Source organism: Bradyrhizobium sp. 2S1, assembly GCF_011516625.5.
Taxonomy (GTDB): Bacteria; Pseudomonadota; Alphaproteobacteria; order Rhizobiales; family Xanthobacteraceae; genus Bradyrhizobium; species Bradyrhizobium septentrionale.
This window is the reverse complement of the sequence record NZ_CP147717.1, coordinates 1,412,826-1,436,935: the sequence shown is the minus strand read 5'-3', so window position 1 is coordinate 1,436,935 and position 24,110 is coordinate 1,412,826. Positions and strand designations below refer to the sequence as shown.

Here is a 24,110-nt window from a genome sequence, read left to right as displayed (position 1 = left end):
GCGACAGCGAAGCCGGGTGAGGGGTTGTCTCCGCGGACGCTCCTCTCCGATCTGGAATGACGTTGTCCGCGGATAGAACCCCTCATCCGGCGCGCTCCGCGCGCCACCTTCTCCCACAAGGGGAGAAGGAAGAAAGAGCGCAACGTGTTCGCCTATACGTCCAGACGGATCGTCTACGTCATTCCGATCGTGCTCAGCGTTGCGCTGGTGTGCTTCCTGCTGGTGCACATCACGCCCGGCGATCCCCTGGTTGCGGTGTTGCCGGCCGATGCCTCGCAGGAGCTCGCGGCGCATTTGCGTGCCGCCTATGGCTTCGATCGGCCGCTGCCCGTGCAATTCGGCCTGTGGCTGTGGCGCGCGATCCATGGCGATCTCGGCAATTCGATCGCGACGGGGCGTCCTGTCCTGACCGAGGTGATGCGCGCGGTCGGCAATACCGTGATGCTGGCGATCGCGGCGGCGATGATCGGCTTCACGCTCGGCCTGTTGTTCGGCCTGATCGCCGGCTATTTCCGCGACACCTGGGTCGACAAGGTCGCGACCTCCTTTGCCATCGCCGGCGTCTCGCTGCCGCATTACTGGCTCGGCATGGTGCTGGTCATCATCTTCTCGGTGCAGCTCAACTGGCTGCCCGCGGTTGGTGCCGGGCCCGGCGGCTCCGGCGCCTGGGCGTGGGACTGGGAGCATCTGCGCTATCTGGTGCTGCCCGCCATCACCACCTCGGTGATCCCGATGGGCATCGTCACCCGCACCGTGCGCGCATTGACCGGCGATATCCTGAGCCAGGATTTCGTCGAGGCACTGCGCGCCAAGGGCCTGCGCGAGACCGAGGTCTTTCGCCATGTGATCAAGAATGCCGCGCCGACCGCGCTCGCGGTGATGGGACTTCAGCTCGGTTACATGCTCGGCGGTTCGATCCTGATCGAGACGGTGTTCTCCTGGCCGGGTTCGGGCCTGCTCTTGAATTCGGCGATCTTCCAGCGCGATCTGCCGCTGCTGCAGGGCACGATCCTGGTGCTGGCGCTGTTCTTCGTGCTGCTCAATCTCTTGGTCGACATCGCGCAGGCCGCGATCGATCCGCGCATCAAGCGGAGCTAACCATGAGTGCGATGAGCGATACCGCATTGCAGGCGGCACCCGCGCCCAAGGCACGCGGCTACTGGGCGACGGTTGGGCGCCGCATCAGGCGCGACAAGGTCAGTATGGCCTGCGCCATCATCCTGGTGCTGATCTTTGCGTCGGCGCTGCTGGCGCCGTGGCTGCATCTCGCCGATCCCTATCAGGGCTCGATGATCCGCCGCCTCCGCCATATCGGCACGTCGGGCTATCCGCTCGGCACCGACGAACTCGGCCGCGACATGCTGGCGCGGCTGATCTATGGCGGACGGCTCTCGCTGGTGATCGGCATCCTGCCGGTGATCCTCGCCTTCGTGATCGGCACCTCGCTCGGCCTCGTCGCCGGCTACGTCGGCGGCAAGCTCAACACCGCGATCATGCGTACCGTCGACGTATTCTACGCCTTTCCCTCGGTGCTGCTGGCGATCGCGATCTCCGGGGCGCTCGGCGCCGGTATCACCAATTCGATCGTGTCGCTGACCATTGTGTTCGTGCCGCAGATCACCCGCGTCGCCGAAAGCGTCACCACGGGCGTGCGCAACATGGATTTCGTCGAGGCGGCGCGCGCCTCCGGCGCCGGTCCGTTCACCATCATGCGCGTGCACATGCTCGGCAATGTGCTCGGCCCGATCTTCGTCTACGCCACCGGCCTGATCTCGGTGTCGATGATCCTGGCCGCCGGTCTGTCCTTCCTCGGGCTCGGCACCAAGCCGCCGGAGCCGGAATGGGGCTTGATGCTGAATACGCTGCGCACCGCGATCTATGTCAATCCATGGGTCGCGGCGCTGCCCGGCGCGATGATCTTCGCGGTCTCGATCTGCTTCAATCTGCTGAGCGACGGCATGCGCAGCGCCATGGACATCAGGAACTAGTGCGATGGGTGACGCCAATCTCTCAGCCGACATGCTGGAGCCGGTCGCCGACATCGGCGGCGCCGCGCAGCCGCTGTTGCAGGTCAAGGGGCTGACAAAGCACTTCCCGGTGCGCGGCGGGCTGTTCAGCCCGCGCAAGACCGTGCGCGCCGTCGATGACGTCACCTTCGCGGTCATGAAGGGCGAGACCGTCGGCATTGTCGGCGAGTCCGGCTGCGGCAAGTCGACCACCGCGCGGCTGTTGATGCATCTGATGACCCGCGACGCCGGCGACATCGTCTATGACGGAATGCAGGTCGGCCCGTCGCTCTCGCTGCGCGATCTGCGCCGCGGCATGCAGATGGTGTTCCAGGACAGCTACGCCTCGCTCAACCCGCGCCTCACCATCGAGGAATCTATCGCGTTCGGGCCCAAGGTGCACGGCATGGCCGACGGCGCGGCGCGGGCGCTCGCGCGCGAACTGCTCGGCAAGGTCGGTTTGCGGCCGGAGATCTTCGCCAACCGCTATCCGCACGAGGTGTCCGGCGGCCAGCGCCAGCGCGTCAATATCGCCCGCGCGCTCGCGCTATCGCCGCGGCTCGTGATCCTCGATGAGGCGGTGTCCGCGCTCGACAAATCGGTCGAGGCGCAGGTGCTCAATTTGCTCGCCGATCTGAAGCGCGAATTCGGCCTGACCTATCTGTTCATCAGCCACGATCTCAACGTGGTCCGTTACATCTCCGACCGCGTGCTGGTGATGTATCTCGGCGAGGTCGTCGAGCTCGGCCCGGTCGACGCTGTCTGGGACGCGCCGGCGCATCCCTATACCCGCGCGTTGCTGGCGGCGATGCCGTCATCCGATCCCGACAAGCGCACCGAGGTGCCGCCGATCTCGGGCGATCCGCCCAATCCGATCGATCCGCCGCCGGGCTGCCGGTTTCACACCCGTTGCCCGTTTGCGGAGCCGCTCTGCGCAAACGACACGCCAAAACTCAGCGATCTCGATACAATGGGCCATCAAGCGGCGTGCTACATGGCCATTCCTGGCTCGGGGCACAGCCGCGCGCCGGCAAAAGCAAAAGGAGAAAACGCGGCATGACCAGACCCACTCCCAAGGACGTCAAGGTGATCGCGCACGTCGCCGACGTGCCCGCTGATGACGAAACTGCCACCCGCATCGCCAATTCGATCGGGCCGGCATTCGACGGCTTCGCACCGATCTCCGGCACGCTGCCTTTCGATCTCGAACCCGCGAGCTTCCTGCTGGCGCAGATCGCGCAGAAGATCGAGAAGGTGTCGAAATGAGCAATGAACCGGCCCTGATGACGCTGACCGCAGTCGCCAAGGCGATTGCCGACAAGAAAGTCTCCTCGCACGAGGTGACGCGCGCCGTGCTGCATCGCATTGCAGAGTGGCAGCCGCGCCTCAATGCCTATATGGCGATCGAATCCGAGCACGCGCTTTCCGCCGCCGCCGAGGCCGACGCCGCGCTCGCCGAGGGCAACGCGCGTGGCCCGCTGCACGGCGTGCCGCTGGCGCACAAGGACATGTATTACGAGGCCGGCAAGGTCGTGACCTGCGGCTCGCTGATCCGCCGCGACTTCGTGCCGAAGACCACGGCAACGGCGTTGCAGCGGCTCAAGGATGCCGGACAGGTCCGGCTCGGCTCGCTGCAGATGGTCGAGTTCGCCTACGGGCCGACCGGCCACAACGTGCATTACGGCGCAGTGCGCAATCCCTGGAATACCGATCACATCACCGGCGGCTCGTCGTCGGGCTCGGGCTCGGCGGTCGCCGCGCGGCTCACCTTTGCCGCGCTCGGCTCCGACACCGGCGGCTCGGTGCGCATGCCCGCGCATTTCTGCGGCGTCACCGGCCTGAAGACGACGGTCGGCCGCGTCAGCCGCGCCGGCGCGATGCCGCTGTCGCAATCGCTCGATACCGTCGGTCCGCTGGCGCAGACTGCGGAGGACTGCGCGCTGCTGCTCGGCCTGATGGCCGGCGCCGATCCGGAGGATCTCACCGCGTCGACGCAGCCGGTGCCCGACTATCTGGCCGCGACCAGACAGTCGCTGAAAGGTCTGAAGATCGGCGTGCCGACCTCTTTCTATGTCGACGACCTCGATCCCGAGGTGGCGCGCATCCTCGACGAGACGGTTGCCACTCTGAAGAAAGAGGGTGCCGAGATCGTCAAGGTCGAGTTGCCAGATCAGCGCCAGCTCAGCGCGGCGTCGCAACTGATGCTCGCGGCCGAGGCCGCCGCCTTCCACAAGCGCTGGATGATCGAGCGGCCGCAGGATTACGGTGCACAGGTGTTGATGCGGCTGCAGAACGGCCTGACCATTCCAGCCGTCACCTATCTCGAGGCGATGCGTTGGCGCGGCCCTGCGCTCGCCGCACACAACGCGGCGGTCAGCGGCGTCGATGCTGTGATCGCGCCGTCGGCCCCGGTGCCAGCGCCGACGATCGCCGAAAGCGATGTCGGCAATGGCCCGGGTGCGGAAGCGGTGATCCAGCGGCTGACGCGGTTCACCCGTCCGGTGAATTATCTCGGCGTGCCGTCGCTCTCGATTCCGTCGGGCTTCACCAAGGCGGGTCTGCCGGTCGGCATGCAACTGATCGGCCGCTCCTTCGAGGAGGCCACACTGCTTCGGATCGGCGCCGCGTTCCAGCACGCGACCGATTTCCACGCCAGGGTGCCCAAGCTCGTATGACCAATCTCGTCGAGATCAACAACCTCAACATCCGCTTCACCGGCGATCGCACGGTCCATGCCGTGAACGATCTCAGCCTGTCGCTCGGCGAGGGCGAGGTGTTGGGGCTGCTCGGCGAGTCCGGCTCGGGCAAAAGCGTGACGCTGCGCGCGTTGATGCGGCTGTTGCCGAAGAAGCGCACGCAGATCACCGGCAGCGTGAAGGTGCTGGGCCGGGACGTGCTGGCGATGGACGACGAGGCGCTGTCCGCATTCCGCGGTCAGACCGTCTCGATGATCTTCCAGGAGCCGGCACTGGCGCTCGATCCGGTCTACACCATCGGCCGCCAGATCGCGGAGACGGTGATGCGCCACGAGGGCAAGAGCGAACGCGAGGCCACGGCGCGTGCGCTCGAAATGCTCGAAGTCGTGCGGATCCCCTCCGCCAGGCGGCGGCTGGACTCCTATCCGCACGAAATGTCGGGCGGCATGCGCCAGCGCGCGATGATCGCGCTGGCACTGGCTTGCAAGCCAAAGATCCTGCTCGCGGACGAACCGACCACGGCGCTTGATGCCACCGTGCAGATCCAGATCCTGCTGCTGCTGCGCGAATTGCGGCGCGAGTTCGGCATGTCCGTTATCTTCGTCACCCACGACATCGGCGTCGCCATCGAGATCTGCGACCGGGTCGCGGTGATGTATGCCGGCCAGATCGTGGAGCAGGGCGCCTTGCGCGACATCGTGCGCATGCCGGTTCATCCCTATGCGAAGGGCTTGCTGGCCTCGACCATCCACGGCGCGATGCGCGGCCAGCGGCTGGAAACCATTCCGGGCACGCCGCCCTCGCTCGATCACGCGCCGGCCGCTTGCTCGTTCGCGCCACGCTGCAAGTTCGCCGAGCCGCGCTGCAGCGAAGGCTTGCCGCCCGGCGTGCAGGTCGCGCCCGGCCATCTGGCACGCTGCGTTATGGCGGAACCTGCCGACGCGACGGTCTAAAGCGCGTGGATTTTGGTTGAATCGGTCGGACCGCAGGCTCGCTTCGCCTCTCCCGCTTGCGGGGGAGGCCGACGCGCTCGGCAGCGCTCTTGCGCGCCTGAGCGCGGCGGGTGGGGGCTCTCTCCACAATATGACTCGCGGATAGACCCCCACCCCAGCCCTCCCCCGCAAGCGGGAGAGGGAGCGCAGCGTCTTCGCGGTCGCCAGTTCAGCCTAACTTCATCATGCGCTAGCTTGCGCGGGTGACCGCGTCGGCGATCCAGCGCCGCACCGCGGCAATCCGCCGGTCGCGCGCCTGTTCGGTGCGGGAGATCAGGTAGATCGTCTCGCTCGGCGCGGCCTCGAACGCGAACGGCGCCACCAGTTTCTTGCCGAAGCCCGGCCGCGCCTTGATCAGGGGAGCGATCGCGATGGCGACGCCGAGTCCGTGTTCGGCGGCCTCCAGCATCGCCGGCACGCTGTCGAGCCAGAGGTGTCCTCGTGGTGCAAGATTCGGCAGCCCGGCCTGCTGCAGCCAGGCCGGCCAGGCCCGCGGCTGCGTCGTGACATGGATCAGCACCTCGCGCGACAGGTCCTCCGGCCGCCGCAGTCCGGCTTTGACCAGCGCCGGCGTGCAGACCGGCTGCCCGCTGACCCGGACCAGCGGCTCGACCTTCAGCCCGGCGGCATGCTCTCGTCCGTAGCGGATCGCGACGTCGACGCGCGAGCCGATGAAGTCGGCATATTGATGGGTGGCCTCGATCCGCAGCGTCAGCTGCGGATGGCGCCGCTTGAACTCCGGCAGCGCCGGCAGCAGCACGGCGCTGGTGAAGAACGGCAGTGAGCTGATCCAGAGCTCGCCGCTGCTCTCGCGGCGTTGCCGCAGCATGTCGCGGCTCGCCTCCTGCAGCGTCGCCAGCGCGGCCGACACCTTTGCGAGATAGCGCTCGCCGTCCAGGGTCAGCCGCACCGAGCGCGCGCCGCGGACGAACAGTTTTGTGCCGAACTGCTGCTCCAGTCCGCGGATCTGGTGGCTGATCGCCGACGGGCTCAGCGACAGGTCGCGCGCGGCGCCGCGGAAGCTCAGCTGTGTGGCCGCGCGCTCGAAGGCCAGCAGCGCCGCGAGCGGCGGGATCAGGCGAGGATCCGGAGCGTCCAATGGGTGAATTTTGTTCACCTGAAGTGATGAATGGCCTTTTGTCATGGCCACTATTCTTGGCTCAGATTGCCAGATCGCTCAATCCTGCTCACCTCAGGGAACGTCACCTTGGCCATCTTCGAACCGCTCGCCACGCCCCACCACTGGAAGCCCGCCGCGCTGGCGGCGGGGCCGTTCGCAGGCCTACAGGGCGGGGCGGTCGCAAGCCTCTTGACCGCCGAGGTCGAGGCGATGGCCGTTGCGCGCAACTGGGGCACCGCGATCTCAGCTTCGGCCGGGTTCCTGCGGCCGACGCCGATGGCCGAATTGCGCACGCAAGTCACCGTCGTGACCGAGGGCGGCCGGGTCAGCGTCGTCGACAACACGCTCTGGCCGGCCGGCGAAGCGCAGCCCTCTGCGACGGTGCGCGTGACGCTGTCGCGCGAACGTGCCGTCGAGGTGCCGGGCCTTGACGGAAGTGCAGCCGACCCGGTCGATCCCACGGCCTTTCCGTTGCGCAATCTGCGCGCCGTCCATGGCCATGGCCGCAGCTGGTTCATGGATGCGATGGAAGCCCGTGTCGGCGGCGAGGCTGCCTGGTTTCGCATGCACCATGACGTGACGACCGGTGCCGGCCCGCTGGCGCGGGTGCTCGGTCCCGCCGACTGGACCCACGGCATCGCGCGCCCGGTCCAGAACGTGGTGGCCGACCCCAATCCGAACCTTGCGGTGCAGCTGTTCAGGCCACCGCAGGGTGCGTGGATCGGTGTTCGTCCCGAGGCGCGCTGGCGCCCGGAGACCGGGCTTGGCGTCGGCAGCGGGGTATTGCTCGATGTGAATGGCGAGATCGGCCGGGTCTCGATGTCGGTCATTCTCGTGCCCTTACCGAGAACCGCACCTGTTACCGCGCCGGGTTCCGCGGCCGGTTAACCCTAATTATTCCGTCAACTGTCTGTGGGATCACAAAAATAGCCCGCGAACCATGCTCTGGTCGACGCGACTTGAAATGGACGATGGCCGCAAACGCCTATACAAGGTGGTCATCACGTAACGCTTTTGTTTGCAGAGATCAGTTTTCATGACAGCCGCGCCCGCTGTCCGGCGTTCCGAACTGGCTGAGGCGCTGCGCGCATGTCGCAGTGCCTTCATCGGCGTCGGTCTCATCAGTTGCATGATCAACCTGTTGTACCTGACAGGTTCGATGTTCATGCTGCAGGTCTACGACCGCGTGCTGCCGAGCCGCAGCGTTCCGACCCTGGTCGGCCTCGTGGTCATCGCCGCGGTGCTCTACATCGCCCAGGGCGTGCTCGATCTCTTGCGCGGACGGATCCTCGGCCGCGTCGGCACCTCGCTCGACGAGGCGCTCAATGCGCGGGTGTTCGACACCATCGTGCGGCTGCCGCTGATGGCCGGCAATCGCAGCGAGGGCCTGCAGCCGCTGCGCGATCTCGACAATGTACGCTCCTTCCTCGGCAGCATGGGTCCCGGTGCGTTCTTCGACCTGCCCTGGCTGCCGTTCTACATGGCGATCTGCTTTGCGTTCCATTGGCTGCTCGGCGTCACCGCGCTGGTCGGCGCCGTCATTCTGGTGACGCTGACGCTGATCACCGAATACATGTCGCGCTCGCCCGCCAAGGAAGCGATGTCGCTCGCGGCGCGGCGCAACGATCTCGCCGCCTCCAGCCGCCGCAACGCCGAGGTGCTCGTGGCGATGGGCATGGCCGGGCGCATGAACAAGCGCTGGAACGAAGCCAACGAGGAATATCTCTCCGGCAACCAGCACGCGAGCGACGTCACCGGCGGGCTCGGTGCGGTCGCCAAGGTGCTGCGCATGATGCTGCAATCCGCGGTGCTCGCGGTCGGCGCCTATCTCGTGATCCACCAGGAAGCGACCGGCGGCATCATCATCGCCGGCTCGATCCTGAGCGCGCGGGCGCTGGCGCCGGTCGATCTCGCGATCGCGCATTGGAAGGGCTTTGTCGCCGCGCGGCAGAGCTGGCAGCGTCTCAACCGGCTGCTGCAACAGATTCCGGCGCGCCCCGAGCAGACGCTGCTGCAGGCGCCGGAGAAGAAGCTTTCGGTCGAGGCGGTGACCATGGTTGCGCCCGGCGACCAGCGCGCCATCGTGCAGGACATCACCTTCGCGGTCGAAGCCGGCAGCGGCGTCGGCGTGATCGGCCCGAGCGGTTCCGGCAAGTCGTCGCTGATCCGGGCGTTGGTCGGCGTCTGGGTGCCGGCGCGCGGCAAGGTCCGGCTCGACGGCGCCGCGCTCGACCAGTGGTCGTCGGACGAGCTCGGGCGCCATGTCGGCTATTTGCCGCAGGACGTCGAATTGTTCGCCGGCACGGTGGCGCAGAACATCTGCCGGTTCGATCCGGACGCCAAGTCCGACGGTATCATCGCCGCGGCCAAGGAAGCCGGCGTGCACGAGATGATCATCAAGATGCGCGAGGGCTACGACACCCAGGTCGGCGAGCAGGGCACCGCGCTCTCCGCCGGTCAGGCGCAGCGCGTCGCGCTGGCGCGCGCGCTCTACGGCGATCCGTTTCTGATCGTGCTGGATGAGCCGAATTCCAACCTCGACAGCGAAGGCGACGAGGCGCTGACCCGCGCGGTGCGTGGTGCCCGCGAACGCGGCGCCATCGTCATCGTGGTCGCGCACCGGCCGGTCGGCATCGAGGGCGTCGACCAGTTGCTGGTGCTGAAGGACGGTCGCATGCAGACCTTCGGGCCGAAGGAGACCGTGCTCGCCCAGGTGCTGCAGCGCGTCGCGCCACCGGTGCCGACGCCGATCAAGATCGTCGCCGATGCGGGGGCAGCCAAATCATGAGCGATCGCATGACCGATCAGCCGCGCAACGCACATCTTTCGATCCGCAAGCATCTGCTCGTCGGCCTCGTCGTGGTTCTGGTTCTGGGCGGCGGCGTCGGTGGCTGGGCGACCACGGTGCCGATTTCGGGCGCGCTGATCGCGCCGGGCTCGGTGGTGGTCGAGTCCAACGTCAAGAAGGTGCAGCATCCGACCGGCGGTGTGGTCGGCGAGGTCCGGGTGCGTGACGGCGACGTGGTCAAGGCGGGTGATGTCGTCGTGCGCCTCGACGAGACGGTCGTGAAGGCGAGCCTTGCGATCGTGGTCAAGACGCTGAACGGTCTCTACGCGCGCGCAGCCCGGCTCGAAGCGGAGCAGCGGGGCAACGACAAGATCGCCTTCCCGCCGCAGCTCGCCGAGCAGGCCAAGGATCCCGACGTTCGCGACATCATGGCGAGTGAAACCAAGCTGTTCGAAGTCCGCGTCAACGGCCGCAGCGGCCAGAAGGCGCAGCTGCGCGAGCGCGTCACCCAGCTCAACGAGGAAATCTCCGGCCTGCAGGCGCAGGAAACCGCCAAGGACAAGGAGATCGCGCTGGTGCAGCAGGAGCTGGTCGGCGTTCGCCAGCTCTATGAGCAGCATCTGGTGCAGCTCACCCGCCTGACCACGCTGGAGCGCGACGCGGCGCGGCTCTCCGGCGAGCGCGCGCAATACATCGCCTCGCGCGCCCAGGCCAAGGGCAAGATCACCGAGACCGAGCTGCAGATCATCCAGGTCGACAAGGACATGGTCTCCGAGGTCTCGAAGGACCTGCGTGAGACCAACGACAAGATCGGCGAGTTTGTCGAACGCAAGGTGACCGCCGAAGACCAGCTTCGCCGCATCGACATCCGCGCGCCGCAGGACGGTGTGGTGCTGCAGTCGACCGTGCACACGGTCGGCGGCGTCATCACCGCCGGCGACGCCATCATGATGATCGTGCCGAAGGCCGACGATCTGTCGGTCGAGGCCAAGGTCAATCCGCAGGACATCGACAAGCTGCAGGTCGGACAGAAGACCGTGCTGCGGCTCTCTGCCTTCAACCAGCGCACCACGCCCGAGCTGAACGGTGTCGTCACCCGCGTCTCCGCCGACGTCAACACCGACCAGCGCACCGGGCAGAGCTACTACACCATCCGCGTCTCGATGCCCCCTGAAGAGGTCGCGCGCCTCGGCAGCGAGGTCAAGATCATCCCGGGCATGCCGGTGGAAGCCTTCGTTCAGACCGGCGACCGCACCATGCTGTCGTATCTGATGAAGCCGATGAGCGACCAGTTCATGCGCTCGTTCCGCGAGAAGTGAGATTTTGCGCGCAGCGTTGCTCCGCTGATTGATCGTCCGCGAATCTCACCCCCGCGTCGTCCCAGCGAAGGCCGGGACCCATTACCCCAGGAATGAGTTATGATGCAGGCTGTGGCCATAGCGCAGCTCACCGCTAACACTTGTGGCTATGGGTCCCGGCCTTCGCCGGGACGACGCCGTTGAACTAGTACCTACTGTTCTTAAAGCGTGAGTCGTGATTCAAGGTCGGGATGATACCCGAAGCAAGAGAAGTCCACCTTTCGAGGAAAGATCGCAAGGTGCTTGAGGCGTGTTGCCGCTCCCCGGTGACGTTGCAGCGCGATTTGAAGCGGGCGCGGATAGTTCTGTTGGCGGCGGATGGACGCAGCACTCGGTCGATCGCCAAGGAAGTTGGGGTCCAGCCGCGGATTGTCAGCCTTTGGCGGCATCGCTATGCCGACCAAGGCCTTGAAGGGCTGCAAGACAAGCCGCGACCGGGCAAGCAGCCAATCTATACGAAGGCCACCGACAAGCGGATTCTGAAGCTGCTGGACAAGCCGCCGCCGGACGGGTTCGCACGCTGGACCGGGCCCCTGCTGGCCGGGGCGCTGGGCGATGTTGACGTCCAATATGTCTGGCGGTTCCTGCGCAGCCACAAGATTGACCTCGCGGCTCGTAAGTCCTGGTGTGAGAGCAACGACCCGAACTTTACGGCCAAAGCCGCCGATGTTGTCGGCCTCTATGTCGCCCCGCCCGCGAAGGCCATTGTGCTGTGCGTGGACGAGAAGCCCTCGATCCAGGCTTTGGAGCGAGCGCAGGGTTATCTGAAGTTGCCCAATGGCCGCGCCTTGACCGGCCAGAGCCACGATTACAAGCGGCATGGCACCACAACATTGTTTGCGGCGCTCGAAGTCGCCACCGGAAAGATCATCGCGGCGCATTCAAAACGCCGACGCCGCGTCGAGTTTCTCGACTTCATGAACAGCGTCACCGCGGCTTTTCCGAACCGGAAGCTTCACGTCATCCTCGACAACCTCAACACCCACAAGAAGAACGAGCATTGGCTCAAGGCCCACCCCAACGTGCAATTTCATTTCACGCCGACAAGTGCGTCTTGGCTCAATCAGGTCGAGGTATGGTTTTCGATCTTGCAGGGGCAGTCGCTCAGCGGCACCTCCTTCACAAGCCTCACGCAGCTTCAGGAGCACATCGATGCCTACGTCAACGCATACAACGACAGAGCCGAGCCCTTCGTCTGGACCAAGAAAAAGGTCCGTCAACGCCGTTTCAAAGGCCGCCGTATCACTCAGCTCTGATTCTGGGTACTAGCGCGACAGATTCCTCAGCAGCAACTCCAGCGCCGCCTTGGCGAACGCCTGCATGTTGGCCTGCCGGTCGCCGCTGGCGGTTTCCAGCGTGATGACCTGCTGCTGCGGACCTACGACCGCCATGCAACTGTGGCCGGCGGCATCGCCGTAGCGGTTGCCGGTCGGGCCGGCGGCGCCGGTTTCCGACAATCCCCAATCGGTCGCGAGGCGTTCGCGGATCTGGCGCGCGAGCAACTGAGCATAAGGTTCTGACGACGAGCGGAGACCGCGCATCGTGTCGTCGGAAATGTCCATCAGCGCACGCCGCGCGTCGCGGGTGTAGATCACGCCGCCGCCGAGGAAATAGGCCGACGCGCCGGGCACCGCGAGCAGCGATGCGGAGATCAGTCCGCCGGTGGAGGATTCCGCGACCGCAATCGTCTGCTTGTTCGCGATCAGTTTCGCGGCGACCTGCTCAGCGATGGATATGAGTGCGTTCATCGGCGCTCTTTCTCGTTGCTTGCCATGAAAATCCTGTAGGGCGTTCTGCCTTCCTAGCACACCACACCGGCCCCTGCCGAGTTGCGGATCGCAGCACGGACTGATTGAATGTCGGACAACAACCAAGCGGCGCCCCGACAGTTGTTGTGAGAGCGTGCGCGGAGGAAACACCATGACGTCGCCGATCGCGGGCGGCGTGGATTGCGATCTGCATCCCGCCGTACCTCACCTCACCAGCCTGCTGCCTTACATGAACGACTACTGGCGCGACCAGGTGACGACGCGCGGCATGACGGATCTGATCTCGCAATCCTATCCCACCAATTCGCCGATCTCATCGCGGCCGGACTGGCGCCCCGCGCAGGGCAAGCCGGGCTCGAGCCTTGCCGACATGCAAAGCCAGGCGCTCGACAAGTTCGGTACCGCCTACGGCATCTGTAATCCGCTCTACGGTGTGCAGATGGTGTTTTCCGAAGACATGGCCGATGCCTTCTGCCGCGCGCTGAACGACTGGTTGGTCAAGGAGTGGCTCGACAAGGACGCTCGCCTGCGCGGCTCGATCGTGATTCCGGTGCAGAGCATCGACAAGGCTGTGGCCGAAATCGAGCGCTGTGCGCAGGACAAGCGCTTTGTGCAGGTGCTGATGCTTGTGATGGGCGACATGCCGCTCGGCAAGCGTCACTACTGGCCGATCTACGCGGCGGCGGAACGGCTCGGCCTGCCGATCGGCATCCATGCCGGCAGCGCCTATCACAACCCGCCGACCTCGGTGGGCTGGGGCTCCTATCATATCGAGGATTACGTCGCGCAGGCGCAGGCGTTCCAGACCCAGCTCATCAGCCTGATCGTCGAAGGCGTGTTCGCGCGCCATCCAGCCTTAAATATGGTGATGCTGGAGAGTGGTTTCACTTGGCTGCCGCCGTTCCTGTGGCGGCTGCACAAGTTCTGGCGCGGCGTGCGCATGGAAACGCCGTGGGTCGACCGTGCGCCGCTGGAGATTGTGCGCAGCAACATCCGTTTCTCGCTGCAGCCGGTCGACGCACCGCCGGGCGGCGACACCCTGAACCGCCTGTTCGACCATATGCAGTCGGACGAATTGATCCTATTCTCGACTGACTATCCGCATTGGCAGTTCGATGGTGACGAGGTGCTGCCGAAGGGGTTGTCGCCGGATCTGGTCCGCAAGATCATGATCGACAATCCGCACGCGACCTATCCGCGGTTGAAGATGAAGGATACCGTGTCATGAACATCCAGGTACGGGAACGTCCCGAGGCGGCCGCGTCGACCGGCATCAAGACCGCGATTGCCGATTGCGACATCCATCCGGCACGCGCGACCAAGGACGAGCTGCATCCTTATCTGGCCAAGCGCTGGCACAGCCATCTCGAGACCTTCGGCGTTCATGCCTATCAGGGCATGATGGAAGGCCCGCCCTATCCGAAGGCGCAGCCCAACGCCTCGCGCCGCGATGCCTATCCGCCGGAAGGCGGGCCGCAAGGCTCGTCGCTGTCCTTCATGCAGAAGCAGCATCTCGATCCCAACAATGTCGCGCTCGGCGTGCTCAATCCGCTCAACACCGGGCAGGGCATCCGCAACCAGGATCTCGCCGGCGCGATCTGCTCGGCGATCAACGACTGGCAGATCGAGAAATGGACCAGCAAGGACTCGCGGCTGAAGGGCTCGGTCGTCGTCGCCAATGAGGACGGCGTGTCGGCGGCAGCGGAAATCCGCAAGCGCACAGGGGATAAGAATTTCGTCCAGGTGCTGCTGCTCAGCCGCAATGTCGAGCCGCTTGGCCAGCGTCGCTACTGGCCGATCTATGAGGCGGCGCAGGAGGCGGGACTGCCGATCGGCGTGCACGCCTTCGGCTTCGGCGGCAACCCGATCACCGCCTCGGGCTGGCCGAGCTATTACATCGAGGAGATGGTCGGGCATTCGCAGTGCCAGCAGACCGCGCTGGCGAGCGTGGTGCTCGAGGGCGTGTTCGAGCGCTTCCCGAAACTGAAGATGGTGATGGTCGAGGCCGGCTTCGGCTGGGCGCCGTCACTTGCCTGGCGGCTCGACAAGGTGTTTGCGCGGCTTCACGCCGAGGTGCCGCAACTGAAGCGCAGGCCGTCGGAATACATCCGCGACCACATCTGGTGGACCACGCAGCCGATGGAAGACCCGGAGAGCCGCGACCATCTGTTCCAGACCATTGAATGGATCGGCTGGGACAGGCTGCTGTTCGCGACCGACTATCCGCATTGGGATTACGACGAGCCGTCGCGCGTGCTGCCGGCCGGCGTCAGCGATGCCAACCGCCAGGCGTTCTATCTCGACAATGCGAAGCAGCTTTACGGTATCTCATAGATGGCGCGTCATGTGATTGCCCCGGTGGACGAATTGCCGCCGGGGTCGCGAAAATTCCTTGAGATCGAGGGACGGCCGATCGCCGTGTTCAACGTCAAGGGCGAGTTCTTCGGCCTGTTGAACCGCTGCCCGCATCAGGGTGCGGCGCTCTGCGAGGGGCCGCTGATCGGGCTGGCGTCGTCGTCGGATCCCGGCGAGATCGAATACACCAAACTCGGCGAGATCCTGCGCTGCCCCTGGCATGGCTGGGAGTTCGACATCCGCACCGGCCAGTCCTACTGCGACCCGCGCCGCTTCCGCGTGCGGGCCTATCCCGTCAGCGTCGAGCCGGGCACCAATGTGGTGAAGGGGCCGTATGTCGCCGAGACCATCAAGGTCGCGGTGGAAAGCGACTACGTGGTGGTGGATCTCTGACCACTGTCATTCCGGGGCGCGTCGAAGACGCGAACCCGGAATCTCGAGATTCCGGGTTCGATGCTGCGCATCGCCCCGGAACGACGCTTACTCTGCCTTGCCCTGCATCATCATCTGACGTTCCCGCGCGTAGCGCACCAGCGCGACGAAGCGGTAGATGCCGTGCACGAATTTCCCGTAGGGCATGGTGATGAACAGCGCGAACACCACGCCGAGGTGTAGCGCCAGTAGCGGGCCCATCGCGGCGGTCTCGCGCCACAGCAGCAAAGCGAGGCCGCTGATGCTGGTCAGGAACAGCATCAGGATGAACGCGGTGTCCATGCCCATCTGCTTTTCGTCGACCAGCACGCGGTCGCGCTTCCATTTCTCTGACAGGAGTCCGATCGGGCCGACCACGAGCCCGATGCCGCCGAGCGTGCCCAACACCACGGGCAGATCCCACCACGCATAGGGCGCTTCGCGCGCCAGCAGATAATGGTACAGCGTGCCGACGCAGGTCGCGGCGAAGCACAGCGCGAAGCCGTAGAAGGTGAAGTGGTGATACAGCTTGCGGCGGTCGGTCGGATGATCGTCCTCGTTGAAGCAGCCGACGCCGCCACCGTCGAGATAGCGCAGCTCGCCGGCATCGCGCATCGCTTGCAACAGCGATTTCGGGTCCGTTGTCATGCCAATGGGCTCGCCGATCGCGCGCCAGAACGCGCGCACGCCCATCACCAGCGCCAGGATGGCGTAGAGCAAAGCGGCGCCGAACAGCAGCGCCATCGCATTGTGCGGCATCAATTTGTAGAACGCGCCGGGCCCGGTGTGGATGCCATAGAGCACGCCGGGATCGTTGATGGCGGCAAAGCCGAAGATGAAGGCGGCGACGCTCAGCGCCGCGATCAGGCTGATGACGAGGCCGTTGCGGGCAAACGCGCCGGCGAAGGCGCGCGGCCAGGCATAGGCGGCATAGGATTCGGCGCGCGCCACCGCCAGCGTCTGCGGCACATTGACGTCGAATTCGTGCGGCGGCGAGAACTGGCAGTCGGTGTAGCAGGCGCCGCAGGAATGGCAGAGATTGGCGAGATAGTTGAGGTCGCCGTCGGAGAAGGCGCGGCGCATCTCCATCGCGGGAAACACCGCGCACAGGCCCTCGCAATAACGGCAGGAATTGCACACCGTCATCAGACGGTCGGCTTCCTGCAAGATTCTCGTCCCGTGCATCGCTCTATCTATCCCGCTATTTCTTGGTCAGTCCCTTGCCTTCCAGCACAGGTCGTCATCGGATGGTGGCTTCCCTGAAAGTTTTGCTCGCGTGCACGTTGCTCTGGTCTGTTCAAAAGGTGGTTGCGCCGCAAAAGCAGAAGATCTGGCTCCCATCGGGCGTGACGCCGATGAGGTTGCCGTGCCGGCGCGGGCGGGCGTCGTTTTCGGTCTGCGGCAAAAAGTGTGTCTGCTCGACCTCGTAGTGTCCGCTTGAATCGACTCGGATGGAAACGCCCCCGATGAAGAGGGCCTGCTTGTCCGCTTTCCCGAAAATATCGACCACGCCGACATGGAACGAGCCCAGATCGCGCAGCGAGATCGGCTCTTCGGCGCTGGCCGGGATGATGCTGATCAGGCTGCCGGCGATGCAAGCGACAACAAATCGTGACCGTGACATGGCTGCTCCCAAGGAAGCGTCCTTAATTTCGCGCATTCTTCGCCGCTTCCCGCCCGGCGACGCGGCCGAACACGCTGCCGATGGTCATGCCGATGCCGGCGGCGTAGCCCTTGCCGAGCACATTGCCGGCCATGATCTCGCCGGCGGCGAACATGTTGGCGGACGGCTTGCCGTCCTTCATCAGCATCCGCGACTGCCTGTTCACGTGGGTGCCGAGATAGGTGAAGGTGATGCCGGGCCGCACCGGATAGGCGAGATAGGGCGGCGTCTCGATCCTGCGCGCCCAATGCGTCTTCGCCGGTGTGATGCCTTCGGTGCGGCAATCGTCAAGGATGGTGTGGTCGAAGGTGCCGGGCTGCACCGCGGCGTTGAACCCGGTGATGGTCTTCTCCAGTGCGGCGGCGTCGAGCTCGAGCTTGCCGGCGAGTTCGGCAATCGTCGCGCCCGCGATCGGCGGAAACAGTGTCGGCATGAAGCTCGTCACGACGGTCGAATCGAAGATGATGTAGGCGATCTGGTCGGGCTGCGCGGCGACCAGGCGGCCCCAGATCGCATATCGCTTCGGCCAGATGTCCTCGCCCTCGTCGTAGAAGCGCTCGGCGTGCTTGTTGACGACGATGCCGAACACGACCGAATCGTGGCGCGTGATGATGCCGCCGTCGAATTTTGGCGCACGGGCGTCGATCGCCACCGCATGGCACTGCGTTGGATCGCCGATCTCCTGCACGCCTTTCGCCCGCAGCATCTTCAGGATCGCGCCGCGATTATACGGCGTGCCGCGGATCAGGAAATTGTCGGCGGCCTCGCCCCAATATTGTTTCAGCCATTCGATATTGGCCTCGAAGCCACCGGCAGCCGCGACCAATGTCGAGGCGCGCACCTCGGTCCTGCCGCCGACCGGCTGCTTCAGCTGGGCCGAGAGGAACATGCCGTCCTCGATCTTGAGCTCGATCACCTCGGCATCGTAGAGGATGTCGACGCCGAGCTCCTCGGCCGTGCGATACAGCGCGTTCAGCATCGCGCGGCCGCCGCCGAGGAAGAACGAATTGGTGCGGCCGAGGCTCAAGGTGCCGCCGAGCGAAGGCTGCCAGCGCACGCCCTGTTCGACGATCCAGTTCAAGATGTCCTTGGACTCGTGGATCATGAAGCGGGCCAGTTCCTCGTCGGTCTGGCCGCCGGTCACCAGCAGCAAATCCTGCCAGAATTCCTCCTCGGTGTAGGAACCGGTGAGGATTTCGGTCGCCGCGTCATGGGCGCAGCGCATGTTGCGGGTATGGCGGGTGTTGCCGCCGCGGTAGAACTTTGGCGCGCCTTCCAGTACCAGCACCGAAGCACCGGCGCGCCGTGCGCTGATCGCAGCGCAGAGCGCGGCGTTGCCGCCGCCGATCACCAGCACGTCGAACCTGCGCGTCAGATCAACCATGCGCTCTTGTTATCGTTGTTGGCATGGAAAGCAACAGGGGCGGGCGAATGAGCATGATCCGGAAAAGTGTGTAGCGGTTTTCCGAAAGATCATGCTCAAATAAAGAGTCTGCCCCAATTGCATGCGCACGATCAGGCCGCGACCGCCTCGCGCTGCTCGATGGTCTGGCCGTCACGATAGACGATCAGCGCGGCGACGATGCCGAGCACAGAGGCGCACATCAGCCAGTAGCCGGGCGAAGCCTTGTCGCCGGTCTGCTGGATCAGCCAGGTCGAGGCGAACGGCGTGAATGTGCCGAACAGCCCGGCCGCCAGCGCGAAGGCCAGCGAGAAGCACGTGGTGCGGACATGCGCAGGCACGATCTCGACCAGAGAGCCCAGCATGGTGCCGCTGTAGACGCCGAAATAGAACGAGAACATCATCTCGACCGCCAGCATCTTGCCGAAGCTCGGATTGGTCACCAGCCAGTGCAGCGCCGGATAGGCCGTCACCAGCGACAGGCCGGCGATCGCCAGCAGCACCGGCTTGCGGCCGATCCGGTCGGACAGCGCGCCGCCGACCGGATTCCAGATGAAGTTGGTCACCGCAACCAACAGCGTCACCAGCAGCGCATCCTGGGTCGAGAGCTTCAGCACGGTCTTGCCGAAGGTCGGCGTGTAGACGGTGACGAAGTAGAACGTCGTGGTGGTCAGCACCGCGATCATCATGCCGAGGATGACGATGCGCCAGTTGGCGAGCGCCGAGGCAAACACCTCGCGCGCGGTCGGATGCTTCTTCATCGCCAGGAACGCCGGGGTTTCCTCCAGCGTGCGGCGCAGGAAGAAGATCACCGGGATGATCAGGCAGCCGACGAAGAACGGGATGCGCCAGCCCCAGTCCGCAACGGTTGCGGCCGGCATGCTCTCGCTCAGGATGAAGCCCAGGATCGAGGCGACGAAGATCGCCACCTGCTGGCTCGCCGACTGGAACGAGGTGTAGAAGCCGCGATTGCCGGGTGTGGCGATCTCCGCGAGGTAGACCGAGACGCCGCCGAGCTCGACGCCGGCGGAGAAGCCCTGCAGCAGGCGGGCAAGCAGGACGATAATCGGAGCGGCAATGCCGATGCTTGCATAGGTCGGGCAGATCGCGATCACCACGGTGCCGACCGCCATGATTGCGAGCGTCACGATCAGGCCCTTGCGGCGGCCGATGCGGTCGATATAGGCGCCGAGCAGGATGGCACCGACCGGCCGCATCAGGGCGCCGAGCCAGAACACGCCGAAGGCATTGAGCAGCGCCGCGGTCTCGTTCTCGGAGGGGAAGAACGCCTTGGCGATCAGGGGCGCATAGAAGCCGAACAGGAAGAAGTCGAATTGCTCGAGGAAATTGCCGCTGGTCGCGCGCAGGATGGCGCCAAGACGCGACTTGATTTGCGGGACTTGTGGTGAACTCGACTGCGACATAACGCCCTTTCCTTCCCCGTAACAAAAGGGCTGGCGAAAATTGTCTCGCCAGCCAAGGCAGTTACCCTGCCATGTGCGGCAATTTGGCACGCCTGTCCGGCGCGACCAACCCCGAAATCACGCCGAGGCCATCGGAAAAAAGCCGTAGGTGGAAATCTGCTGGAAGCGCCTTCGAGCGAAGCTTGAGCGCAGCGTGCGCCGCATCACGGTGCGGTATGTGCCGCGGCGCCGAGCCAGGACCGGAACGCGGAGAGTTTTGGCGTATCGGCGCGTCCCTGCGGCGACACCAGATAGAAGCCGGCGTCGGCCGGCAGTGCGATCTTGAAGGGAACCACGAGGCGGCCCTTGGTGATGTCGTCCTGCACATAGGAAGTGCGGCCCATCGCGATGCCGATCCCGTCGATCGCCGCCTGGAGCGTCACGAACAGCAGGTCGAAGGTGACGCCTGGCTGTTTGGAGACGTCGGTCGGCAGGCCCGCCGCGGTCAGCCACAGCCGCCAATCGTCGCTGTTGGCATTGCTGGTGTGCAGCAGCACGTGATCCCTGAGATCCTCAAGGCATTTGAGCGGCTTGCTTCCCTGCAGCAGCGAGGGGCTGCACACCGGAAACAACTCGTCCGCCATCAGCCAGTCTGCGCGCAGGCCGGCCCATTGGCCGCGGCCGTAGCGGATCGCGGCATCGACCTTGTCGCGGTGGAAATCGACCAGGCTGGTCGAGGTGGTGATGCGAACGTCGATGCCGGGATGCGCCTCCTGGAATGCCGACAGCCGCGGCAGCAGCCATTTGGCGGCGAGCGACGCCAAGGTCGAGACCGTCAGCACGTGATCGTCGTCCCGGCGCAGCAGCCGATCGGTCGCGAGCCGGAGGTCGTTGAAGGCGGCGCGGACGCCGGGAAGGTATTCGGCGGCATCCGGCGTCAGGCTCAGCGAACGGTTCTGGCGGATGAACAGGCGGACGCCGAGTTCCTCCTCGAGCCGCCGGATCTGATGGCTGATCGCCGTCTGGGTCACGTTCAGTTCGGACGCCGCCAGCGTGAAGCTCATGTGCCGCGCGGCGGCCTCGAATGCCCTGAGACCGTTCAGCGAAGGCAGGCGGCTGGTCATGCCAGAAAGGTCTCCTAATGCATGACGTTAATTCATGCGAAGCGGTACAAAGTGTCGTTTGTGAACAGGCCGAATAGCTCCGATATTACCGCCAACAGGTTACCGATAGGAGCCGCAAATGTCCATTTTCACCCATGAATCGATGACAAATCATCATACGCCCGATCATCATGCATCGGGGCTGCTGAACCAGGTCGGCGAGACCCTGCATGTCTGGTGGGAGCGCTACGAGCGCCGCCGCGAGCTGTCGCAGTGGACCGAGCGCGACCTGCACGACATCGGCATGTCCCGCAGCGACATCATGTTCGAGACCGATAAGCCGTTCTGGCGGGCCTAATGGGCCGCCGTCGCCGGCGCCGCCTCCATCGAGGGGCGCCGGCCAATTTCTTCACCCGAGGAGCGTGTCATGGTTGCGCTGCATCTCGACGATCTCAAGCAATACTCTGATGTGCTGCGCGCCAAGGACGGCAGCGAGATCAAGGTGCGCTTTGTCGAGCCGCGCGATCGCGAAGAGCTGCAGAACTACATCCGTTCGCTCTCCGCGGGTTCCCGTTATAACCGCTTCCTGGGCGCACTGAGCGAGCTGCCAAAGACGGAGCTCGAGCGTTTCATTCATGTCGGCGAGGCTGACCGGTTCACGGTGGTCGCGACGATGCTGGTTGATGGTTTCGAAACCATTGTCGGCGAAGCCCGCTATGCCTTCCATGCGGATACGTCGAGCGTCGAGTTCGGCCTGTCGATCGATGACCGGTGGCAGGGCCACGGCATTGGCAAGGCGCTATTGAAGAATCTCGAATGCCGCGCGGCGTCCCTCGGAGCCGAGCGCATTTTTGGCGACACGCTGCGTTCCAATGCGACGATGATCGGGCTCGCCCGCAAGTCGGACTATGCCTTTATGCAAAGCCCCGGCGACTGGAAGCTGGTGCGCTTCGCGAAAGAGATCCACGTCGAGCCGCAAGACATTCCCTGTGCCAGCTGGCGGCTTGCCGCCACTTCCCGCTTGGCCGCGATGTCCTCGCTTGCGGTTTGACTGACTAGGCCCGGTTCTGGCCCCTCCAGAACCGGGCCCTTTTCTTTGCTTCTGCCGCGTTTGCTCTTACCTCCCCTTGAAAAGGGGAGGTCGCTTTGCTCGTCAGAGCAAAGCGGGTGGGGATCCTCTCTCTCCACGAGCAACCGTGCGTGTGGCTGACCCCCATCCCGACCTTCCCCCTTTCAGGGGGAAGGAGAAGATCGCGCGGACGCTTCTCAATTGCCCCGGAACACCGGCTTGCGCTTCTCGATGAAGGCCTGCACCGCCTCCTTGTGATCTGATGTCGTGGTGAGGCGGATCATCCGCTCGGCCTCGTGGTCGCGCGCGGTGGCGAAGTCGAATTGCAGCGCCTCGTCGAGATTGTCCTTCATGTAGCGCAGCGCCAGGGTCGGGCCCTCGGCCATCGACTTCGCCAGCGCAAAGGCTTCGTCCTGCAGCGTCTCGTCCGGCACCACGCGATTGACGAGGCCGATCTGCTCGCATCTGGCGGCATCGACCTTCTCGGACGTGAACATCAACTCGCGGGCGCGCGAGGTGCCGACCAGGCGTGTCAACAGCCAGGCCATGCCGTAGTCGCCGCTCAGCGCCACGCGTAAGTAACCGGTCGAGATGAAGGCGGATTGCGCCGCGATCCGGATGTCGCAGGCCATCGCGATCGCAAGGCCCGCGCCGACCGCCGGACCGGGCAGCGCGGCAATGGTCGGCTTGCGCACCGAGGCGAGTGCGCCGGTCAGCAGGCGCTGTCGCTCCTGCAGGTCGGCGACCTTGTCCTCATAGGACATTTCGAGCTTCTTCGGGTGGCGATGCGCGCCCATGCCCTTGACGTTGCCGCCGGCGCAGAACGCCTTGCCGGCGCCGGTGACGAGCAGCACGCCGACCTCGGGGTTCTCGCCGCAGGTGCGGATCATCGTGCGCAGCGCCGGCGTCAGCGTGTCCGACAGCGAGTTGCGGGCATCCGGACGGTTCAGGGTGATGATGGCGACGCGGTCGCGGATCACGCAGAGCAGTTCGTCGGTGCCGGTTTCGATCTTGATTTCGCTGGTCATGTCACTCCCCGTAGTCGTTTCGTTTGCTAAGTCATTCCGGGGCGATGCGAAGCATCGAACCCGGAATCTCAAGATTCCGGGTCTGGTGCTAACGCACCATCCCGGAATGACGAAGAATATCTTTCGAAGGCTAGCGCGAATGCGGGCACGTCGAGCTGCACGCAGCCTACGCTCTATAGATGATCTACGTCATCTCAAAACTTCTCAACCCAGGGCCGCAATTCCAGCTCCCAGCTCCAGGCGCTGCGCGGCTGTTGCAGCACGTTCCAGTAGCTCAGTGCAATCGCGTCGGGATCGAGCATCGAATCCGGGCGGTCGGCGGGCTCGGCGCGGGCGGCGCTGCGGATGCCGCCGTCGATCACGAAATGCGCGACATGGATGCCCTGCGGCGACAGTTCCCGCGCCATGCTCTGCGCCAGCCCGCGCAATGCGAACTTGCCCATCGCGAACGGCGCCGATTGTGCATAGCCCTTGACGCTGGCGGAGGCGCCGGTGAACAGGATCGCGCCCTTCTTGTTGGGCAGCATGCGCTTCGCCGCTTCCTGCGCCACCAGGAAGCCGCCGAACGCCGAGACCGCGATCGCCCGCTCGACCTCGGAGGGGACGAGTTCAACGAAGGGCCCACGCGAGCGGCCGGAAGCGTTGTAGACCACGATATCAGGGGTTCCGATCTCGCGCTCGACGAGGCCGAACAGACGCTCGACATCCTCGGCCTTGGTGGCATCGCAGGCATAGGCGCGCGCGCCGGTTTCGGTGCAGAGCGCGCCGAGCTTCTCGATGCTGCGGGCGCCCAGCGCCACGCGAATTCCCTCCCGCGAAAATAGCCGTGTCAGCGAGGCGCTGAGGCCCTCGCCGGCGCCGACGATCAGGGCGATCTTGTATTTTGGAATATCCATTGGGCTTTCCTTTGCTCGGCCGGAGGAGGATAGTCGTGCCCAAACAAATGA

Annotated in this window: 24 protein-coding genes; 15 read left to right on the top strand and 9 right to left on the bottom strand. The window is 65.0% G+C overall.

The genetic code is table 11. From position 1 onward, the window contains the following. Positions 1–144: 144 nt before the first annotated feature. From HAP54_RS06985 to HAP54_RS06960, 6 genes are read left to right on the top strand one after another with little or no spacing between them, the layout of a single operon-like run. Positions 145–1,098 (top strand): ABC transporter permease, encoded by a 954-nt coding sequence (locus HAP54_RS06985; protein ID WP_166299204.1) that lies wholly within the window; start codon positions 145–147, stop codon positions 1,096–1,098. A 2-nt stretch (positions 1,099–1,100) separates the two neighbouring features. Next, positions 1,101–1,988 (top strand): ABC transporter permease, encoded by an 888-nt coding sequence (locus HAP54_RS06980; RefSeq protein ID WP_175619382.1) that lies wholly within the window; start codon positions 1,101–1,103, stop codon positions 1,986–1,988. Positions 1,989–1,992: 4 nt separating this feature from the next. Then, positions 1,993–3,066 carry an ABC transporter ATP-binding protein gene (locus tag HAP54_RS06975; RefSeq protein WP_166299203.1) on the top strand — a complete coding sequence of 358 codons (1,074 nt, stop codon included), beginning with the start codon at positions 1,993–1,995 and terminating at the stop codon, positions 3,064–3,066. After that, positions 3,063–3,272, top strand: coding sequence for a hypothetical protein (locus HAP54_RS06970; protein WP_166299202.1), 210 nt, complete (start codon positions 3,063–3,065; stop codon positions 3,270–3,272). The genes HAP54_RS06975 and HAP54_RS06970 overlap by 4 nt, the downstream gene beginning before the upstream one ends. Continuing rightward, the gene (locus tag HAP54_RS06965; protein WP_166299201.1) at positions 3,269–4,681 is read left to right on the top strand and encodes an amidase; all 1,413 of its coding nucleotides are present in this window, start codon (positions 3,269–3,271) and stop codon (positions 4,679–4,681) included. Before HAP54_RS06970 ends, HAP54_RS06965 begins: the two co-directional genes overlap by 4 nt. After that, positions 4,678–5,655, top strand: coding sequence for an ABC transporter ATP-binding protein (locus HAP54_RS06960; protein ID WP_166299200.1), 978 nt, complete (start codon positions 4,678–4,680; stop codon positions 5,653–5,655). The genes HAP54_RS06965 and HAP54_RS06960 overlap by 4 nt, the downstream gene beginning before the upstream one ends. 229 nt (positions 5,656–5,884) lie before the next feature. Here HAP54_RS06960 and HAP54_RS06955 read toward each other — a convergent pair whose 3' ends face one another. After that, positions 5,885–6,793 carry a LysR substrate-binding domain-containing protein gene (locus HAP54_RS06955; RefSeq protein ID WP_166299199.1) on the bottom strand — a complete coding sequence of 303 codons (909 nt, stop codon included), beginning with the start codon at positions 6,791–6,793 and terminating at the stop codon, positions 5,885–5,887. 108 nt (positions 6,794–6,901) lie between these two features. Between HAP54_RS06955 and HAP54_RS06950 the strand changes: the two genes are divergently transcribed. The 4 genes from HAP54_RS06950 to HAP54_RS06935 all read left to right on the top strand — a co-directional run bounded on the left by HAP54_RS06950 (position 6,902) and on the right by HAP54_RS06935 (position 12,216). Next, positions 6,902–7,702 carry an acyl-CoA thioesterase domain-containing protein gene (locus tag HAP54_RS06950; RefSeq protein WP_166299198.1) on the top strand — a complete coding sequence of 267 codons (801 nt, stop codon included), beginning with the start codon at positions 6,902–6,904 and terminating at the stop codon, positions 7,700–7,702. Between the two features lie 148 nt (positions 7,703–7,850). Next, a complete protein-coding gene (locus HAP54_RS06945; protein ID WP_166299197.1) occupies positions 7,851–9,602 on the top strand; it encodes a type I secretion system permease/ATPase in 1,752 nt (583 codons plus the stop codon). Continuing rightward, positions 9,599–10,921 carry an HlyD family type I secretion periplasmic adaptor subunit gene (locus HAP54_RS06940; RefSeq protein ID WP_166299196.1) on the top strand — a complete coding sequence of 441 codons (1,323 nt, stop codon included), beginning with the start codon at positions 9,599–9,601 and terminating at the stop codon, positions 10,919–10,921. The genes HAP54_RS06945 and HAP54_RS06940 overlap by 4 nt, the downstream gene beginning before the upstream one ends. Positions 10,922–11,151: 230 nt before the next feature. Continuing rightward, positions 11,152–12,216 carry an IS630 family transposase gene (locus HAP54_RS06935; RefSeq protein WP_166204319.1) on the top strand — a complete coding sequence of 355 codons (1,065 nt, stop codon included), beginning with the start codon at positions 11,152–11,154 and terminating at the stop codon, positions 12,214–12,216. A 9-nt stretch (positions 12,217–12,225) separates the two neighbouring features. On the opposite strand, the gene HAP54_RS06930 is transcribed toward HAP54_RS06935, so the two are convergent. Then, on the bottom strand, positions 12,226–12,708 hold the full coding sequence (locus HAP54_RS06930) for a CinA family protein (protein ID WP_166307528.1): 483 nt from the start codon (positions 12,706–12,708) through the stop codon (positions 12,226–12,228). Between the two features lie 172 nt (positions 12,709–12,880). Between HAP54_RS06930 and HAP54_RS06925 the strand changes: the two genes are divergently transcribed. From HAP54_RS06925 to HAP54_RS06915, 3 genes are read left to right on the top strand one after another with little or no spacing between them, the layout of a single operon-like run. Beyond that, the gene (locus HAP54_RS06925; protein WP_166299195.1) at positions 12,881–13,957 is read left to right on the top strand and encodes an amidohydrolase family protein; all 1,077 of its coding nucleotides are present in this window, start codon (positions 12,881–12,883) and stop codon (positions 13,955–13,957) included. Next, positions 13,954–15,063 carry an amidohydrolase family protein gene (locus HAP54_RS06920; protein ID WP_166299194.1) on the top strand — a complete coding sequence of 370 codons (1,110 nt, stop codon included), beginning with the start codon at positions 13,954–13,956 and terminating at the stop codon, positions 15,061–15,063. Before HAP54_RS06925 ends, HAP54_RS06920 begins: the two co-directional genes overlap by 4 nt. Further along, positions 15,064–15,477, top strand: a complete 414-nt coding sequence (locus tag HAP54_RS06915) for a Rieske (2Fe-2S) protein (protein ID WP_166299193.1) — start codon at positions 15,064–15,066, stop codon at positions 15,475–15,477. Between the two features lie 87 nt (positions 15,478–15,564). Here the strand turns inward: HAP54_RS06915 and tcuB are convergent, their stop codons facing one another. From tcuB to HAP54_RS06890, 5 genes are all read right to left on the bottom strand, one after another. Next, positions 15,565–16,680, bottom strand: coding sequence for a tricarballylate utilization 4Fe-4S protein TcuB (gene tcuB / locus HAP54_RS06910; RefSeq protein ID WP_166299192.1), 1,116 nt, complete (start codon positions 16,678–16,680; stop codon positions 15,565–15,567). Positions 16,681–16,792: 112 nt separating this feature from the next. Then, the gene (locus tag HAP54_RS06905; protein ID WP_166299191.1) at positions 16,793–17,155 is read right to left on the bottom strand and encodes a hypothetical protein; all 363 of its coding nucleotides are present in this window, start codon (positions 17,153–17,155) and stop codon (positions 16,793–16,795) included. Further along, positions 17,142–18,542, bottom strand: coding sequence for an FAD-dependent tricarballylate dehydrogenase TcuA (tcuA, locus tag HAP54_RS06900; RefSeq protein ID WP_175619381.1), 1,401 nt, complete (start codon positions 18,540–18,542; stop codon positions 17,142–17,144). The genes HAP54_RS06905 and tcuA overlap by 14 nt, the downstream gene beginning before the upstream one ends. A 131-nt stretch (positions 18,543–18,673) precedes the next feature. Then, on the bottom strand, positions 18,674–19,984 hold the full coding sequence (locus tag HAP54_RS06895; protein WP_166299190.1) for an MFS transporter: 1,311 nt from the start codon (positions 19,982–19,984) through the stop codon (positions 18,674–18,676). A gap of 203 nt (positions 19,985–20,187) precedes the next feature. Continuing rightward, entirely contained in the window at positions 20,188–21,087 is a 900-nt protein-coding gene (locus tag HAP54_RS06890; protein WP_166299189.1) for a transcriptional regulator GcvA, read from the bottom strand. A 118-nt stretch (positions 21,088–21,205) separates the two neighbouring features. Here HAP54_RS06890 and HAP54_RS06885 point away from each other — a divergent pair, with 118 nt between their 5' ends. Both HAP54_RS06885 and HAP54_RS06880 read left to right on the top strand, forming a co-directional pair. Further along, the gene (locus tag HAP54_RS06885; RefSeq protein ID WP_166299188.1) at positions 21,206–21,424 is read left to right on the top strand and encodes a DUF1127 domain-containing protein; all 219 of its coding nucleotides are present in this window, start codon (positions 21,206–21,208) and stop codon (positions 21,422–21,424) included. Between the two features lie 69 nt (positions 21,425–21,493). Further along, a complete protein-coding gene (locus HAP54_RS06880) occupies positions 21,494–22,117 on the top strand; it encodes a GNAT family N-acetyltransferase (protein ID WP_166211573.1) in 624 nt (207 codons plus the stop codon). 215 nt (positions 22,118–22,332) lie between these two features. On the opposite strand, the gene HAP54_RS06875 is transcribed toward HAP54_RS06880, so the two are convergent. Together HAP54_RS06875 and HAP54_RS06870 are read right to left on the bottom strand one after the other, a co-directional pair. Continuing rightward, the gene (locus HAP54_RS06875) at positions 22,333–23,163 is read right to left on the bottom strand and encodes an enoyl-CoA hydratase (protein ID WP_166299187.1); all 831 of its coding nucleotides are present in this window, start codon (positions 23,161–23,163) and stop codon (positions 22,333–22,335) included. A 194-nt stretch (positions 23,164–23,357) separates the two neighbouring features. After that, positions 23,358–24,059, bottom strand: a complete 702-nt coding sequence (locus tag HAP54_RS06870) for an SDR family NAD(P)-dependent oxidoreductase (protein ID WP_166299186.1) — start codon at positions 24,057–24,059, stop codon at positions 23,358–23,360. Between the last annotated feature and the right edge of the window lie 51 nt (positions 24,060–24,110).

Excerpts from the sequence above, each read along its gene's own strand:
- HAP54_RS06980 (WP_175619382.1), top strand. The coding sequence starts at position 1,101 with ATGAGTGCGATGAGCGATACCGCATTGCAGGCGGCACCCGCGCCCAAG.
- HAP54_RS06975 (WP_166299203.1), top strand. The coding sequence starts at position 1,993 with ATGGGTGACGCCAATCTCTCAGCCGACATGCTGGAGCCGGTCGCCGAC.
- HAP54_RS06970 (WP_166299202.1), top strand. The coding sequence starts at position 3,063 with ATGACCAGACCCACTCCCAAGGACGTCAAGGTGATCGCGCACGTCGCC.
- HAP54_RS06965 (WP_166299201.1), top strand. The coding sequence starts at position 3,269 with ATGAGCAATGAACCGGCCCTGATGACGCTGACCGCAGTCGCCAAGGCG.
- HAP54_RS06960 (WP_166299200.1), top strand. The coding sequence starts at position 4,678 with ATGACCAATCTCGTCGAGATCAACAACCTCAACATCCGCTTCACCGGC.
- HAP54_RS06945 (WP_166299197.1), top strand. The coding sequence starts at position 7,851 with ATGACAGCCGCGCCCGCTGTCCGGCGTTCCGAACTGGCTGAGGCGCTG.
- HAP54_RS06940 (WP_166299196.1), top strand. The coding sequence starts at position 9,599 with ATGAGCGATCGCATGACCGATCAGCCGCGCAACGCACATCTTTCGATC.
- HAP54_RS06935 (WP_166204319.1), top strand. The coding sequence starts at position 11,152 with ATGATACCCGAAGCAAGAGAAGTCCACCTTTCGAGGAAAGATCGCAAG.
- HAP54_RS06930 (WP_166307528.1), bottom strand. The coding sequence starts at position 12,708 with ATGAACGCACTCATATCCATCGCTGAGCAGGTCGCCGCGAAACTGATC.
- HAP54_RS06925 (WP_166299195.1), top strand. The coding sequence starts at position 12,881 with ATGACGTCGCCGATCGCGGGCGGCGTGGATTGCGATCTGCATCCCGCC.
- HAP54_RS06920 (WP_166299194.1), top strand. The coding sequence starts at position 13,954 with ATGAACATCCAGGTACGGGAACGTCCCGAGGCGGCCGCGTCGACCGGC.
- HAP54_RS06915 (WP_166299193.1), top strand. The coding sequence starts at position 15,064 with ATGGCGCGTCATGTGATTGCCCCGGTGGACGAATTGCCGCCGGGGTCG.
- tcuB (WP_166299192.1), bottom strand. The coding sequence starts at position 16,680 with ATGCACGGGACGAGAATCTTGCAGGAAGCCGACCGTCTGATGACGGTG.
- HAP54_RS06905 (WP_166299191.1), bottom strand. The coding sequence starts at position 17,155 with ATGCGCGAAATTAAGGACGCTTCCTTGGGAGCAGCCATGTCACGGTCA.
- tcuA (WP_175619381.1), bottom strand. The coding sequence starts at position 18,542 with ATGGTTGATCTGACGCGCAGGTTCGACGTGCTGGTGATCGGCGGCGGC.
- HAP54_RS06895 (WP_166299190.1), bottom strand. The coding sequence starts at position 19,984 with ATGTCGCAGTCGAGTTCACCACAAGTCCCGCAAATCAAGTCGCGTCTT.
- HAP54_RS06890 (WP_166299189.1), bottom strand. The coding sequence starts at position 21,087 with ATGACCAGCCGCCTGCCTTCGCTGAACGGTCTCAGGGCATTCGAGGCC.
- HAP54_RS06885 (WP_166299188.1), top strand. The coding sequence starts at position 21,206 with ATGTCCATTTTCACCCATGAATCGATGACAAATCATCATACGCCCGAT.
- HAP54_RS06880 (WP_166211573.1), top strand. The coding sequence starts at position 21,494 with ATGGTTGCGCTGCATCTCGACGATCTCAAGCAATACTCTGATGTGCTG.
- HAP54_RS06875 (WP_166299187.1), bottom strand. The coding sequence starts at position 23,163 with ATGACCAGCGAAATCAAGATCGAAACCGGCACCGACGAACTGCTCTGC.
- HAP54_RS06870 (WP_166299186.1), bottom strand. The coding sequence starts at position 24,059 with ATGGATATTCCAAAATACAAGATCGCCCTGATCGTCGGCGCCGGCGAG.